The 14,928-nt window shown below is 64.8% G+C and carries 11 protein-coding genes; 9 read left to right on the forward strand and 2 right to left on the reverse strand.

Annotation, left to right across the window (positions count from 1 at the left end; all coding sequences use genetic code 11):
- Positions 1-98 precede the first annotated feature (98 nt).
- From AC1DOQ_RS20335 to AC1DOQ_RS20365, 7 genes are all read left to right on the forward strand, one after another.
- Entirely contained in the window at positions 99-854 is a 756-nt protein-coding gene (locus AC1DOQ_RS20335) for an RNA methyltransferase (RefSeq protein ID WP_477368403.1), read from the forward strand.
- 312 nt (positions 855-1,166) lie between these two features.
- Positions 1,167-1,688, forward strand: coding sequence for a twin-arginine translocation signal domain-containing protein (locus AC1DOQ_RS20340; RefSeq protein ID WP_477368406.1), 522 nt, complete (start codon positions 1,167-1,169; stop codon positions 1,686-1,688).
- 9 nt (positions 1,689-1,697) lie between these two features.
- A complete protein-coding gene (locus tag AC1DOQ_RS20345) occupies positions 1,698-3,380 on the forward strand; it encodes a GMC family oxidoreductase (protein WP_477368409.1) in 1,683 nt (560 codons plus the stop codon).
- A 7-nt stretch (positions 3,381-3,387) separates the two neighbouring features.
- The gene (locus AC1DOQ_RS20350) at positions 3,388-4,317 is read left to right on the forward strand and encodes a lipase family alpha/beta hydrolase (RefSeq protein WP_477368412.1); all 930 of its coding nucleotides are present in this window, start codon (positions 3,388-3,390) and stop codon (positions 4,315-4,317) included.
- A gap of 41 nt (positions 4,318-4,358) precedes the next feature.
- Positions 4,359-5,120, forward strand: coding sequence for a response regulator (locus tag AC1DOQ_RS20355; RefSeq protein ID WP_477368415.1), 762 nt, complete (start codon positions 4,359-4,361; stop codon positions 5,118-5,120).
- Positions 5,121-5,204: 84 nt separating this feature from the next.
- The gene (locus AC1DOQ_RS20360) at positions 5,205-5,885 is read left to right on the forward strand and encodes a TetR/AcrR family transcriptional regulator (protein WP_442124122.1); all 681 of its coding nucleotides are present in this window, start codon (positions 5,205-5,207) and stop codon (positions 5,883-5,885) included.
- The gene (locus tag AC1DOQ_RS20365) at positions 5,882-6,448 is read left to right on the forward strand and encodes an LOG family protein (protein ID WP_477368418.1); all 567 of its coding nucleotides are present in this window, start codon (positions 5,882-5,884) and stop codon (positions 6,446-6,448) included. The genes AC1DOQ_RS20360 and AC1DOQ_RS20365 overlap by 4 nt, the downstream gene beginning before the upstream one ends.
- Here the strand turns inward: AC1DOQ_RS20365 and AC1DOQ_RS20370 are convergent.
- Positions 6,445-7,557: a diguanylate cyclase gene (locus tag AC1DOQ_RS20370; protein ID WP_477368421.1), complete on the reverse strand. Its 1,113-nt coding sequence runs from the start codon at positions 7,555-7,557 to the stop codon at positions 6,445-6,447. The two genes, AC1DOQ_RS20365 and AC1DOQ_RS20370, sit on opposite strands and share 4 nt — an antisense overlap.
- The gene (locus AC1DOQ_RS20375) at positions 7,554-10,247 is read right to left on the reverse strand and encodes a bifunctional diguanylate cyclase/phosphodiesterase (RefSeq protein WP_477368424.1); all 2,694 of its coding nucleotides are present in this window, start codon (positions 10,245-10,247) and stop codon (positions 7,554-7,556) included. The genes AC1DOQ_RS20370 and AC1DOQ_RS20375 overlap by 4 nt, the downstream gene beginning before the upstream one ends.
- A gap of 333 nt (positions 10,248-10,580) precedes the next feature.
- Here AC1DOQ_RS20375 and AC1DOQ_RS20380 point away from each other — a divergent pair, with 333 nt between their 5' ends.
- The gene (locus AC1DOQ_RS20380) at positions 10,581-13,376 is read left to right on the forward strand and encodes a type VI secretion system Vgr family protein (RefSeq protein WP_477368427.1); all 2,796 of its coding nucleotides are present in this window, start codon (positions 10,581-10,583) and stop codon (positions 13,374-13,376) included.
- Positions 13,376-14,926 (forward strand): hypothetical protein, encoded by a 1,551-nt coding sequence (locus AC1DOQ_RS20385; protein ID WP_477368430.1) that lies wholly within the window; start codon positions 13,376-13,378, stop codon positions 14,924-14,926. The genes AC1DOQ_RS20380 and AC1DOQ_RS20385 overlap by 1 nt, the downstream gene beginning before the upstream one ends.
- The last annotated feature ends 2 nt before the right edge of the window (positions 14,927-14,928 follow it).

Below are 14,928 nucleotides of genomic sequence, written 5' to 3' on the forward strand. Positions count from 1 at the left end.
AAGAGCAAAGCGGTGCCGAAACCGTTAAAATCGCCGCCGGATACTTGATCCAGGCTGCATTTCAACCGCTCGTCACCGCGCGATGGCGCTATTTTACAATGAACCCGACCGAAACTGACATATCTCTTTTCAAGCGCCTACGCTTTGTGCTAGTGGAAACCAGCCGCGCGGGCAATGTCGGCTCGGTCGCGCGCGCCATGAAGACCATGGGCTTCACCGACCTGGTGCTGGTGTCGCCGCGCTGCGACGATCCGCTGCATGATGCCGAGGCGGTCGCCTTTGCCAGCGGCGCCATCGACGTGCTGGAGGGGGCGCGTATCGTCGGCAGCGTGCAGGACGCGCTGGAAGGCTGCAATTTCGCCGCCGCGGTGTCGGCCCGGCTGCGCGAATTCTCGCCGCCGGTGTGGTCGCCGCGCGTGTTTTCCGCCCACGTGGCCGACAAGACCGACCTGCGCCCGGCGCTCATCCTCGGCAACGAGCGGGTCGGCCTGCCGAACGACATCGTCGCCGGCTGCAACGTGCTGATCAACATCCCGGCCAATCCTGCCTATTCCTCGCTGAACCTGTCGCAGGCCGCCCAGGTGCTGGCCTACGAATGCCGCCTGGCCGCGGAAGGGGAGAACCGCACCCAGGCCGGCATCGGCTTCCAGGGCGAGGCCGCCAGCATGGCGCAGATCGAGGGCATGTACGCCCACCTCGAAGAAGCCCTGGTCGCGATCGGCTTCCTGAACGCCGACAACCCCAAAAAACTGATGCCGCGCCTGAAACGCCTGTTCGCCCGCACCCAACTCGAAACCGAAGAAGTCAACATCCTGCGCGGCATCGCCCGCCAGATGCAAAAGCACCGCAACTGAAATTCGGGTCAGAAAATTCGGGGTCAGAAAATTCGGGGTCAGAGCGCTTTTCTGAACAATGGCTCTCCGGAATGACAGGCAAAGGAAGTTTGCCATAGTGGCATCCAGTGCAAACGAAATCAGCCATTCGGGCCGTCCGTGCAAAGGTGCTTCGCCTGGGCCGGCAAGGCGAAAATCGCTCTGACCCCGAACTAGGCCAGAAATGTGCTCTGACCCCGAATTTTGGCGGCTAGACGCGGCGCTCTAGTTTTCGGTGTTTTGCTGTCGGATCTTTCGCTTACACTAGGCAAAAAAGCAAGATAAGGGTTCGATATGGAGACTGGCCGCAGATCCTTCCTCAAGGCGGGCGCCCTGGCTGCGCTCGTGCTGGCCGCCGGTGGCGGCATCTACCGGTATGCGCATCCGCCGGCGCCCCGCAGTTTCGTGCTCGACGGCGAGGCGCGCAATGCCCTGCATGCGATCGTGCCGGCGGTGCTGGCCGGGGTGCTGCCCGGCGAACCGGCGGCGCGCGCCAGGGCCATTGCATCGACCACCGAGCGCCTGGACCAGACCATCCATGGCCTGCCGCTGGCCACCCAGCAGGAGGTGCAGGACCTGTTCGGCCTGCTCGCACTGGGGCCGGCGCGGCGCCTGTTGACCGGCATCCCGCACGGCTGGCTGGAAGCGAAGGACGATGAGGTGAGCGCCTGGCTGCAGGATTGGCGCACCCACCGGCTGGCCCTGTTCCGCACCGCCTACCAGGCCCTGCACGACCTGGTGCTGGGCAGTTGGTACAGCGATGCCGCCAATTGGGCGGCGATCGGCTATCCGGGACCGCTGAAGGAACTCGCATGAGGAGCGCGCATGAGTAATACCGCCATCATCCCCGATCCATACGAAGCCGGCCTGGCGCGCGGCTGGAAGATCGTCGACGGCGCCCGCCCCGATGCCGACCGCACGCTCGACGCCGACGTCGTCATCGTCGGCAGCGGCGCCGGCGGCGGCGTGACGGCCGAGATCCTTGCACTCAGCGGGCTGTCCGTGATCATCGTGGAAGAGGGCGCGCTGAAATCCTCGCGCGACTTCAAGATGCGCGAAGCCGACGCCTATCCCACGCTGTACCAGGAATCGGCCGCCCGCAAGACCAGGGACAAGGCGATCACCATCCTGCAAGGCCGCACGGTCGGCGGCTCGACCACGGTCAACTGGACCTCGAGCTTCCGCACCCCGCCCGACACCCTGAAGTTCTGGCAGCAGCGCTATCGCCTCGACACCTACAGCGAACAGGACCTCAAGCCCTGGTTCGAGCTGATGGAAGCGCGCCTGCACATCGGCGACTGGCAAGCCGCGCCGAACGAGAACAACGACCTGCTGCGGCGCGGCGCCGACAAGCTCGGCATCCCGACCGGCTTCATTCGCCGCAACGTCAACGGCTGCTGGAACCTCGGCTACTGCGGCATGGGCTGCCCGACCAATGCCAAGCAGTCGATGCTGGTGTCGACCATTCCATCGGCCCTCGACCACGGCGCCACCCTGGTCACGCGCGCCCGCGCCGAGCGCTTCCAGATCGAAGGCGAAAGGATCGCGGCACTCGACTGCAGCTTGCTGGACGCCGCCGGCATCCAGCCCACCGGCCGCCAGCTGCGCCTGCGCGCGAAACACTATGTGCTGGCGGGCGGCGCGATCAACTCGCCGGCGCTGCTGCTGCGCTCGAAGGCGCCGGATCCGAACGGACTGCTGGGCAAGCGCACCTTCCTGCACCCGACCCTGATCTCGGCCGCGGCGTTCCCGCAGCGCGTCGAAGGCTATGCGGGCGCGCCGCAGACCGTGTATTCGGACCACTTCCTGCGCACCCAGGCGATCGACGGCCCGCTCGGCTACAAGCTGGAGGCGCCGCCGCTGCACCCGGTGCTGCTGTCGACCACCATGACCGGCTTCGGCGTCCAGCATGCGGAGATGATGCGCCAGTTCCCCCACCTGCAGGGCATGCTGGCCCTGCTGCGCGACGGCTTCCACCCGGATTCGCGCGGCGGCAGCGTCCAGCTGGGCGCGGGCGGGGCGCCGGTGCTCGACTACCCGCTGAACGAGGTGGTCTGGGACGGCGCCCGCCGCGCGCTGCTGACGATGGCCGAGATCCAGTTCGCGGCCGGTGCCACTGCCGTGCAGGTGGCCCACGAGACCGCGCCGCGTTACGCCTCGTGGCAGGCAGCGAAGCAGGGCATCGCCGCGCTGCCTTACCGCCCGCAGCTGACGCGGGTGGCCTCGGCGCACGTGATGGGCGGCTGCATGATGGCGGGCGACCCGCGCGCCGGCGTCACCGGCCAGGACGGGCGTTACCACGGCCTGGTCAACCTCTCGGTGCACGACGGTTCGCTGTTCCCGACCTCGATCGGCGCCAATCCGCAGCTGTCGATCTACGGCATCACCGCGCGCCTGGCGAGCCAGCTGGCGCAGTCGCTTACCGGCCGCCCGGCCGCGCGCCCGGTCGCCGCGCCGGCGCCGGCAGCGGGCAAGCCGGTGGCCCCGATCCAGCCCGCGGCCGCGTGAGGGTAGCGTGAAGAGTGCGCGCCGCCTGCTGCGGGCGCTGCTGCTGGTGCAGCTGGCGGCGGCGCTCCTGATCGGCTGGAGCGCCGTGGCCTATCTTCGGATGGCGCCATGGCAGGCGGCCCTGCTGGGCGCCGGCAGCGTGGTGCTGGTGCGCCTCCTGATCAACATGAACAACTTCGTGATGGCGGCGCACTTCGCCAGCGCCACGCCGCCGGCCTTCCGGCTCGGCGCCAGGGCCCGCCTGCGCCTGCTGGCCGAGGAATTCCGCGCCAGCATGCTGGTGACGTCCTGGTTAGTGCCCCGCGCGCGCGCCGCCACCCGCATCTACCCGGACAGCCGCCCGCCGCCGGTGCTGCTGCTGCACGGCTACGGCTGCAACAGCGGCTACTGGGCCCACCTGCTGCCGCTGCTCGATGTCGCCCGCATCAGCCACGCGACGGTGGACCTGGAGCCGGTGGCCGGCGACATCGACGCTTACGTGCCGCTGGTCGAACGCGCGGTGCGCGAGCTGTGCGCGGCCGCCGGCACGGACAAGGTGACGATCGTCGCCCACAGCATGGGTGGACTGGTGGCGCGGGCCTGGATGCGCGCCCACGGCAGCGCGGCGCTGGCGCGCGTGATCACCCTCGGCACGCCGCACCACGGCACCGCGCTGGCGCGCTTCGGCCCGGGCCAAAATGCCTTCCAGATGCGGCCCGGCAGCGCCTGGCTGCGCGCGCTGGCGTCCAGCGAAGACGCCGCCGGCCGCGCCCTCGTCACCTCGCTCTACACCCACCACGACAACATCGTGTCGCCGCGGGAATCGAGCCGCCTCGAAGGCGCGCGCAACATCGAATTCGGCGGCGTCGGCCACGTCGCCCTCGGCAGCAATCCGCGCGTCCTGGCCGCGGTCATGGACGAGCTGGCGGCACTGGCTTCCGGCGCGCCCCGGTGCTAGAGTAAGGCGTGTAAAGACAAGGCCGAACCGTGGAGCCCACCATGCCAGCGCGTATCCTCATCGTCGAAGACGACCCGCCCACCCGCGAGCTGATGGCATGGCTGTTGCGCGAGGCCGGGCACACGGTGAGCGAGGCCGGCGACGGCGCCGAAGGCCTGCGGCTGGCGCTGGATGGCCGGCCCGGCCTGGTGGTGTGCGACCTGCGCCTGCCCTCGATGGATGGCTATGCGGTGGCGCGCGCCCTGAAGCGCGAGCCCGGCTGCGCGGCGATCCCGCTGCTGGCGGTGAGCACGCTGCGGCCGGAACAGGACCGCGAGCGGGTGCTGGCGGCCGGCTTCGACGGCTATGTGTGCAAGCCGATCGAACCGGCCAGCTTCGTCGCCGAGGTCGAGGCCTTCCTGCCGCCGGCACCGGCGGCGCCGGCGCTGCCGACCCTGCTGGTGGTCGACGACGATACCTTCATGCGCGAAGTGCTGGTCGACAGCCTCGAGGGCGAGCCCTGGCGCATCCTCAGCGCCTGCTCGGCCGAGGAGGCGCTGGGCCTGCTGGTCCGCCACCCGGTCGACGTGATCCTGTCCGACCAGTGCATGCCGGGCATGCAGGGCACCGAGCTGATGGCCCAGGTCAGCCGCCTGTATCCGCATACGGTGCGCCTGATCCTGTCCGGCCTGTCCGAGCGCGAGCCGATCGACCGCGCCTGCGCCGCCGGCCTGGTCGACCGCCACCTGGCCAAGCCCTGGGCCGCGGCCGCCCTGCGCGAGGACCTGCGCATCGCCTTCCGGGAGCGCAGCGCACGCAGCTGAAACGAAGACCGGCCGGCCCGCCGATATGGTCGAGGCCGACGGTCGGTGTTATCCTTGCGGGTGAGTTCAACCATGCCGTCTTCCATGCAACAAAAAGCGCCCCGCCGGACCCGCGAACGGATTCTCGAATTGTCGCTCAGGCTGTTCAACGAATTCGGCGAGCCGAACATCACGACCACCGTGATCGCCGAAGAGATGAACATCTCTCCGGGGAACCTGTATTACCACTTCCGGAACAAGGACGACATCGTCAATTCGATCTTCGCCCAGTTCGAGGCCGAGATCGGACGCATGCTGACCGTGCCGGCCGGCCGCCGTTCGAACCTGGAGGACGTCTGGCTCTACCTGCGCATGATGTTCGAGCTGATCTGGCGCTACCGTTTCTTCTACCGCGACCTGAACGACCTGCTGTCGCGCAACCGCAAGCTGGAACTGCACTTCAAGGCCATCCTCGCGCACAAGATCAAGGTCGCGCGCCAGCTCTGCGAAGACCTGCGCAGCGAAGGCTCGCTGGAAGCCGGCGACAGCCAGATCGGCGCGATGGCCACCAATATGGTGGTGGTGGCGACCTACTGGCTGTCCTACGAATACGTGCGCAACCCGCGCAAGTACAGCGAACAGCAGGCGATCGCCGACGCCCTCGCGCGCGGCTGCTACCAGGTCCTGTCGATGCTCGGCCCCTACCTGCGCGGCGAGACCCGTGACCTGTTCGAGCGCCTCGCCGACGACTACCTGAAGCAGCTGCCCCCCGAAGGAAAAGCATGAAAGCCATTGCCGTCTACTGCGGCGCCTCGCCCGGCGCCGACCCCCTGTATGCCGACGCCGCGCGCGGCCTGGCCCGCGTGCTGGTGAGCCGCAACATCGGCCTGGTCTACGGCGGCGGCAAGGTCGGCCTGATGGGCGTGATCGCCGACGAAGTGCTCCGATTGAAAGGCGAAGCCACCGGCGTGATCCCGCGCGCCCTGCTCGAGCGCGAAGTCGGCCATACCGGCCTGACGCGCCAGTTCGTGGTCAAGGACATGCACGAGCGGAAGGCGATGATGTCGGACCTGGCGGACGGCTTCATCGCCATGCCGGGCGGGATGGGCACGCTGGAAGAGCTGTTCGAGATGGTCACCTGGGCCCAGCTGGGCATCCACGCCAAGCCGATCGGCCTGCTGAACGCGAACGGTTTCTGGAACGGCTTGTCGGCCTTCGTCGGGCACATGGTGGAGCAGGGCTTCGTGCGCCCGGCGCACGCGGGCCTGATCATGCTGGACGCCGATCCGGACGCCCTGGTGGCGCGTCTTCAAGCAGCGGCGCCGCCGCGCGCCGAGCCACTCGTTTAAGCCAGTACGACGCGGTCGCGCCCCGCGGACTTGGCCTGGTACAGGGCCTTGTCGGCGCGGTTGACGGTGTCGGCCAGCGCTTCGCCGCCGCGGCGCGCCGTCAGGCCCGCCGAAAAACTGATCCGGTGACCGTCCGCCATACCCTCGACGGCCAGGGCGCCGACGCGCGCGCGGATGCGCTCGACCACGGCCCGGGCTTCCGGCTCGCCGCTATCGGGCAGCATCAGCAGGAATTCCTCGCCGCCCCAGCGCGACAGCACGTCGCCCGCGCGCAGCGCGCCGCGGGCGGCGGCCGCGAAGCTGCGCAGCACCGCGTCGCCGGTGGCATGTCCGTAGCGGTCGTTGATCTGCTTGAAGAAGTCGATGTCGAGCAGGGCGATGCAGGTGCCGCGGTCCGGCGCGCCGGTGCCCGCGCCGTGGCGCCGCTCTTCCTGCGCCAGCACCTCGTTCATGTGGCGCCGGTTCGACAGGGCGGTCAGCTCGTCGACCGTGGCCAGGGTGCGGATCGTCTCCAGCGCCTGCTCCAGCGCTTCCTTCTTGCCCTTCAGGCGGGCGCGCAGCTTGCTGGCCTCGCCCGTCAGCAGGGTCACCGACATCGAGCAGCCCGCCAGGATCATGAAGGTCACGGCTTCCACCAGCGGCGGATAGTTCACCGGGTCGCGGGCCTGGTGCCACCACATGGTGACGCCCATGGCGGCCACGGCGGCGGCGGTGAGAAGCAGGGTCTGGCGCGGGCGCAGGGCGAAGGTGCAGAACACCACCACCACCATCAGCCCCATCAGGATGGCGCCGCGCAGCGGTCCGAAGATCGAATACGCCCATATGGTGCAGATGATCGCGAACACGGCCTGCAGCGCGGCGGCGCCGGTCGGCGCCAGCCCGATGCCGGCGCTGAAGCGTACCAGCAGGTAGGACAGGACGATGCAGCCGGCGGAAAAGGCGGACAGGCCGAGCGCGGCGCCGCGGTCGATCAGGCCGCGGCTGCCGGCCGCGATCAGGATGGCCGCGAAGACCGCGTACAGCGCCGCCGTCGCGCCCCAGTAGGTCAGCATGCGGCGCAGCTTGGGGTCGGCGCCGAACAGGGCGCGGGACCATCCCGACGGGTTCATGCGGCGCGCTCCGTCCGAACCTGGGCCAGCAGCATCTCCGTGATGCGTTCGGCCGGCACCGGCGGCGAGAACAGATAGCCCTGCATCTCGTCGCATTCGTTGGCGGCCAGGAATTCGCGCTGCTCCTCGGTTTCCACGCCTTCGGCGATCACCCGCAGCTGCAGGCGGTGGCCGAGCGAGATCACGGCCAGCGCAATCGCCTGGTCGTCCGTGCTGTGGGCCAGGTCGCGCACGAAGCTCTTGTCGATCTTCAGGGTGCTGATCGGGAAGGACTTCAGCGCCGACAGGCTGGAATAGCCGGTGCCGAAGTCGTCGATCGACAGCGAGACACCCATCTCCTTCAGCGCACGCATGCGCTCGACGGCCTGGTTCAGGTCGCGCATCAGCAGGCTCTCGGTGACTTCCACTTCCAGCGCGGAGGGCGGCAGGCCGGTGTCGCGCAGGGCCGTGGCGATGCGCTCGACCAGGTGCTTTTCCTCGAACTGGCGGGCCGAGACGTTGACCGACACCGTCAGCGGCGCGAGGCCGGCGGCGCGCCAGAGCTGGGCCTGGCGGCAAGCGGTGCGCAGCACCCATTCGCCGATCGCGACGATCAGGCCGGATTCCTCGGCCAGGCCGATGAAGCGCGGCGGCGGCACCATCCCGTGCTCGGGATGGCGCCAGCGGATCAGGGCTTCCACGCCGAAGATGCGGCCGGTGCGCAGGTCGACCTTGGGCTGGTACATCAGGAAGAAGCGGCCGGCGGGCGCGGGGACCGACGGCGAGTCGCCGCCCTGGGTCGCATCGAAGGCCTTGCGCAGGCCTTCCAGCAGCATCAGCTTTTCTTCCACGCTCGCATTCATCTCGCGGGCGTAGAACTGGAAGTTGTTGCTGCCCAGGTCCTTGGCGCGGTACATGGCGGCGTCGGCGTTCATCATGAGCGTCTTGGGATCGTCGCCGTCGCGCGGGTAGATCACCACGCCCATGCTGCAAGTGACCTGGACCGCCTGGTCACCGATCGGCACCGGCTCGGTGACGGCCTGGCGGATCTTTTCCAGCACCGGCGTGAGCGCCAGCGCGTTGTCGGAGACGTCCGGCAGCAGGATCACGAATTCGTCGCCGCCCAGGCGGCCCAGGGTGTCGTTGCGGCGCAGGCAGCCCTGCATGCGGCGGCCCACTTCCTTCAGCAGTTCGTCGCCGGCGCTGTGGCCGAGACCGTCGTTGACCAGCTTGAAGCCGTCCAGGTCGACGAAGGCCAGCGCCAGGTGCTTGCCGTTGCGCTGGGCGTTCAGCACCGCCTGGTCGAGGCGGTCGCGGATCAGGCTGCGGTTCGGAAGGCCGGTCAGTTCATCGTGGTGGGCCAGGTGGCGGATCCGTTCTTCGGCCAGCTTGCGCTCGGTGATGTCGCGCACCATGGCGACCGCGCCGCCTTCGACCGGTACGATCTGGCGCTGCAGCCAGCGGCCGACGGCCGGCGAGGTGGCGGCCTGCCACTCGGTCTCGACCGCCTTGCCGTCGACCACCACCGAGACCAGTTCCTCGAACATGCCGTTCATGCGGTAGAAGGGCAGCAGCTCGCCCATCAGGCGGCCGCGCAGCTGTTCCTTGGGGACGCCGGTGACCTGCTCGGCGCGGGTGTTGGTCTCTTCGACCACGAAGTCGACCACCTTGCCGTCCGCATCGCGCACGCTGCGCAGCACGAAGAAGGCATCCAGGCTGGCCTCCGAGGCCGCCGCATAGGTTTCCTGGGCGCGCCGTTCGCGCCGGCGCGCCTTGGACAGCTGCCAGGACCAGGCGCTGATCAGGGCGACCACGGCTATCAGGAGGGCGCTGGCGGCGACGGCGGCCACCAGGTAGCTGCCGCGCTGCTGTTCGTAGTCCGTCATCTCCTCGCTCTCGGCCAGGCCGATCACGGCGGCCAGCGGGAAGCCGTGCAGGCGGCGCACGCTGACATAGCGCGTCACGCCGTCGGGCGCGGTGGGGTGCGGGTCGAGGGCGTCGCTGGCCATGCTGTCGAGCGCCACCTGCTGGCCCCACGAGACCTTGTCGCCGACCCGCAGCGCACGCGCCACGCCGTCGCTGCCGATCAGGCCGACCAGCCCCAGTTCGCCCTCGCGCGAATGCTCGTAGGTGCTGGTGAAATAGGCCGGGGCGACCGCCACGATGGCGACCCCCGCGAAGCGGCCGGCGGCATCGTCGATGCGGCGCGAGAAGTGCAGGTGCGGCTCGACCCGGGCGGCGTCGCCGACGGTCTGGCTGACGAAGGGCGCCGCCGTGTCGCCGTCGCGATGGGCCGTGAAGAAGGTTTCGTGCGAGACGTCCAGCGGCCGCATGGCCGGGTTGCTGGCGACGATGCGGCCGTCGCGGTCGGCGATCCCGACCACGAACACCAGCGCCGGCGGCAGCAGGCCCTTGCGGCGCAGCTCGTCGATGGCGGCCGCGGGACCGTGCTGCTCGGCCGCGTACTTCAGCACCTTCAGGGTCTGGTCGATCGCGGTCAGGCGGTACACCATCTGGGCTTCGTAGGTGTCGACCAGTTCGCGGGTCGCTTCGCGCGCTTCCGCGACGGCGGATTCGCGCTCGGCGGCGATGAAGTGGAAGGCCGCGATCCAGATCGCGACCAGCGGCAGCAGCGCGAACAGCGGCAGTGCGATATAGGTCTCGAGCGCGTGACCGAGCAGGCGGGAAAGCCGCGGTGCAGGGGGGAGCAACTGGAGTCGACCGGGAGAGTGTTGCGGCATCACTTACATATTGGACGGAGCAGGCAGCGAGATTGACTTTATACGTAGGGATACCGAAAGTCGATAGCTAACTTTTAATGCTCATAGGAATCAATTAATCTGTTGCGTATAGGCAACATGAGTTTTTGAGCTCAGGGATGGATGGCATGGTTCAAATGGTCGACATCGGAGCAATGATAAAGCTCACTAGCCCACGACATCTTTCGCCGGCGTTCGCCAGAGGTTTGTAGTGACCAACCTCAAGCAGCGCAGATGATTACCATGGCAAGTTCTTGTGCGAATCTTTTAACCGGGAGAATGCACATGAATTCATTGAGCCAAGCTGGGCTGTCTCCCAGTCCAACGCAAGCGCACCGTCCGATTCGCCTACGTCTGGCGCACCCAAGCTCAGTTCTCGAGGACGTTTTACTCGTCAAACATGTAAGCGGTAAGGAAACGCTTTGCGGCGGGATCGAATATCGACTCCTGTGCGTTTCCATGGAAGCAGCACTCCCTCTGAAAGAATTCATCGCACTTCCGGTCGAATTGCAATTCGTGACAGATCGTGGCGAGTTGCGTTCGGTCTGTGGCGTCGTAGTGCAAGCATCGGCGGGGCAGAGCGACGGTGGCCTGGCAACCTATCAATTGGTCGTTCGGGATGCATTGAGCTTGATGGAACAGTCAACCAATACACGCGTTTTCCGCTGTCGAAATGAAGTCGATATTTCCCTGGCTTTGGTAAGCGAATGGCGCAACGTTAACCCCATACTAGCCAATGCTCTTGAAATCGATGTTTCTGGCATTTCTGGAACATATCCGGCGCGTGAGTTCGCGATGCAGCACAACGAATCGGATGCTGCCTTTCTACGTCGGCTATGGAAGCGCCGAGGCATCGCCTGGTTCTTTCGGGCTGGCCAGTCGAGCCAACCCCACGATTCGTCTGTACCTGCCCATACATTGGTTCTGTTCGATACGCCGCAGGCGCTGGCACGAAACGGTGCGGGAGCCGTGCGCTTCCATCGCGATGCAGGAACCGAAACTCGTGATGGGATTTTTAACTGGAGTGCCGTTCGCTCCTTGAAAACCGGTAACGCCACTCGCCAAAGCTGGGACTACCTTCAAGGCCGAATGATGTCCGCGCATGTCCCGACCACCATGCAGCAAGGCGAAGCCGGCGACCAGTTTGCATTCAGTCTTGAGGATTACTGGATCGACCCACCGCACTTTGGGGATGACAACAGCGACTTCCGAAGACTGGGAGAATTGCGGATGCAGCGCTACGAGTACGAGGCCAAGTGCTTTTGTGGCGAGAGCGGTGTCCGAGATTTGTGCGTTGGTGAGTGGTTCCGGCTCGATGGACATCCCGAAATCGATACACATCCGAACGATGAACGTAAATTCATCCTGACGGAACTATTGGTGGCAGCAGAAAACAACCTGCCCAAGGATATCGACGAACGCGCGCAACGCCTTTTTTCTGCTAATGGCTGGCACCAGAGCGCTGACAATTTCGGGCTTGAGCGAGCTAGCGATGAACGGGACGTCAAATACACCAACCGTTTTACCTGCGTTCGCCGTGGCATACCGATTGTGCCCGGTTTCGATCCGCGTACCGATCTGCCGCCCGTGCATTTACAGTCAGCGATCGTGGTCGGACCGCCGGGCGAAGAAGTGCATTGCGATGAACTTGGACGTGTCAAGCTGCGCTTTCCTGGAACGCGCGAACAAGACCACATGCATGGCGCCGGCGCCAGTGATACTGATCGGGATTCGGCCTGGATCCGTGTTGCCAGTCATTGGGCGAGCAACCGCTGGGGCAACACTACCTTGCCACGCGTTGGGGATGAAGTGCTTGTGGACTTCCTGGGAGGGGATCCGGACAAGCCAATTGTCGTGGGCCGCGTGCACGGCGCCACTGCTCTTCCGCCGGCCTTCAGCCATACGGGCGGGCTACCAGGCAACCGCTTCCTTGCGGGCATCAAAAGCAAGGAAGTCGATGGCATGCGTTACAACCAGCTTCGGTTGGATGACACCCCTGGACAGATCAGCGCGCAACTGGCCTCGGAGCATGGCCATAGCCAGTTGAATCTCGGCTGGCTGACACATCCTCGAAGCGATGGCGATGGCCGGGCGCGCGGCGAAGGGGCTGAGTTACGCAGTGATCAATCCGTTGTGGTGCGCGCCGCCCGGTTGATGCTGTTGACTACCCAAGCCATGCTTGGTGCGGCAGGGAAGCAACTCGAACGCGAGCCTTTGCAAGCCCTCCTCGAAGCTTCGCAGGCGCTACTCCAGGAATTAGGTGAGTTCGCGGAACAGCATCAGGCCATGCCGGTCGATCTCGCGCCACACCGCGAGCTGGCGGATGACTTGAGCAATGCCGAGAATGGCGGTGCTCCGCTGATCGCCCAGTATTCACATGGCGGATTCGTCAGCGCCACACCAAAATCCTCCGTCAGTTACAGCGGTTGCCAGCAGAACATTGTGGCGCAACAGAACATCCAGGCGTTTGCCGGCCAGCGTGTGAATATCAATGCGGGCAGGGGTATTTCGCTGTTTGCGCACCAGGATGGGATAAAACACATTGCTAGAACTGGCAGGGTCGACATCCAGGCCCAGCAGGAGAGTATCGGAATTGCTGCCGATCGTGATGTCAAGATCACCGCCAGCCAAGGCGACGTCGTGATCGCCGCCAAAAAGAGCCTCACGTTGTTATGCGGCGGCGCGTATATCAAGCTCGTGGACGACAGGATCGAGCTTGGCTGCGGCGGTGATTTCATTGTGAAAGCCGGGATGCACAAATGGGATGGCCCTGCCCGGCAAGACGCTGACCTGCCGTTTTTCCCTGCAGCCGATCACATAAATTGGCTGAAGCTCGACCTCGACGGCTACCAAGGGGCGCCAATGGTTGGCGTGCCCTATACCTTGCATTTCGCAAACGGCCAGCAGAAGAGCGGTACTCTCGACGGAAACGGCGTGGCCGAAGAGCGCAATCTGCCGGATACCATTACTAAAGTTGTCTATCACAACGCACCTGGCGCTAAGGATGCACCACGGCCCGAAATAAGTAAATTCCTGTCCGGACTCGATCCGCTCATGGCCGAAGAACGCGGAGGCGACTAATGGCGGCCACCAACGACACGCTCGGCGCATTGAATGAAGTTCGAGGACAGGAAAAGCCCGAAGACATCGGTTTGGGGGAATGGATATGGGGCGCGCTACAAGGCGACTTCAATGCCGATCGCTCCGCCGGACAGATCGGATTCGATATGGTGGTCTCGTTGATCCCGGTAGTCGATACCGTATGCGACCTGCGCGATCTGTGTGCGAACATCCGGCAATTCAGCAAGGAACCTTCGAATAAGGTCACCTTGTTCTTCATCGTGACGACAATCGTCGGGTTTGTTCCGGAAATTGGCACAGTCGTCAAAAGTACGCTGCGCCTTGTCTGGGTATATCTCAGACCGATCATCCAGCATGCCGACGATATTGTTAACGTCGAGAAGTTATTGGCTGCGGCCCATCGGGCGTGCGACAACGCCCTCCCGAAAATTACCGAGTATCTACAGCATAATCGGGTAGTGAAATGGGCGACCGATGGAAAGCTGCCTGATATTTACCGTTTTGTGTCGACCACCATTCGCGACGCATCAGACAAGCTTAACCCTGCCATGCTCGGGCGTCTGCTGAATGCGAAATGCAACGATTTGAAGAGCTTGTTGCAAAAGATCCGGCCTGTCGTACCGGCTACCATTCGCGAACGTATCGATGACTTCATCAAGCTGATCGATACGAAACGACGCGCCATGAGCAGCGCAATCCAGGAATTCGTCCAGCCAGTGCGGACGGTATTGAAGATCGTTGCCAAACGGCTGGATGACCAGGCGTGGCATGTGCAGACCTACCAGACTAATCGGGGCTGGATCGCGCCGATTTCGGAATCGGGCTCGGCGAAGCTGATCAATGGGAAACCGCCGAAGTGGGCGAAGAAAACGACAGGACCTTTGATGCATCCGCCCTTGGACATGGAGGATGATGCAATTAAAGCCTTAATGCAGCAACATCCGAGGCACCCAGCGCTTCAAGATTGGCTTGTTAGAACGTTTTCAGAAAGAGGAAAAATTCGAGCTGATGCAATCAAAGGGCCGGCAAAGCTCTACCGCATTGTCGATCCTTCTAATGAGGGTGCCGGTATCTTCTCGATGACGGAGAAGGAATACAGGGCAATTAAAAGCAGAGATGAATGGCGAAGCAAATTTGCTGTCAAACCGGAATGGAATCAGAATGGCTGGGTCGTGGAGTATGAAGTAAAAGTGGGCGAAGTCTTGCCGGTCTGGCGTGGGCCCGCTGCTAGTCAAGAGCTAAAGGGAACCAACTATTATCTGGAAGGGGGCGGCGAACAGATCGTGTTCTTCCCTAACAGGCGGGATGAAATGGTTCAGGCGATGCCAAGGGTTGATCGTGAAACCGGGCAGTCGATCAAGGACCGCGCGGGTATTGAGGATCGGCGGGTGGAATATACCGATTTGACCGGCGGAAAGGCCCCCGCGAAATTGAGAGCACGTATTACTGACCCACACATCAAAGGTCCGATCGAAACTGGTTGGGGCGCAACGGATTATACACCGCAGGAAGCCCGGCGAATCCTGCTTACAGTTCCAGCGTCGTCGTAAAC

The organism is Massilia sp. 01N417, assembly GCF_056399645.1.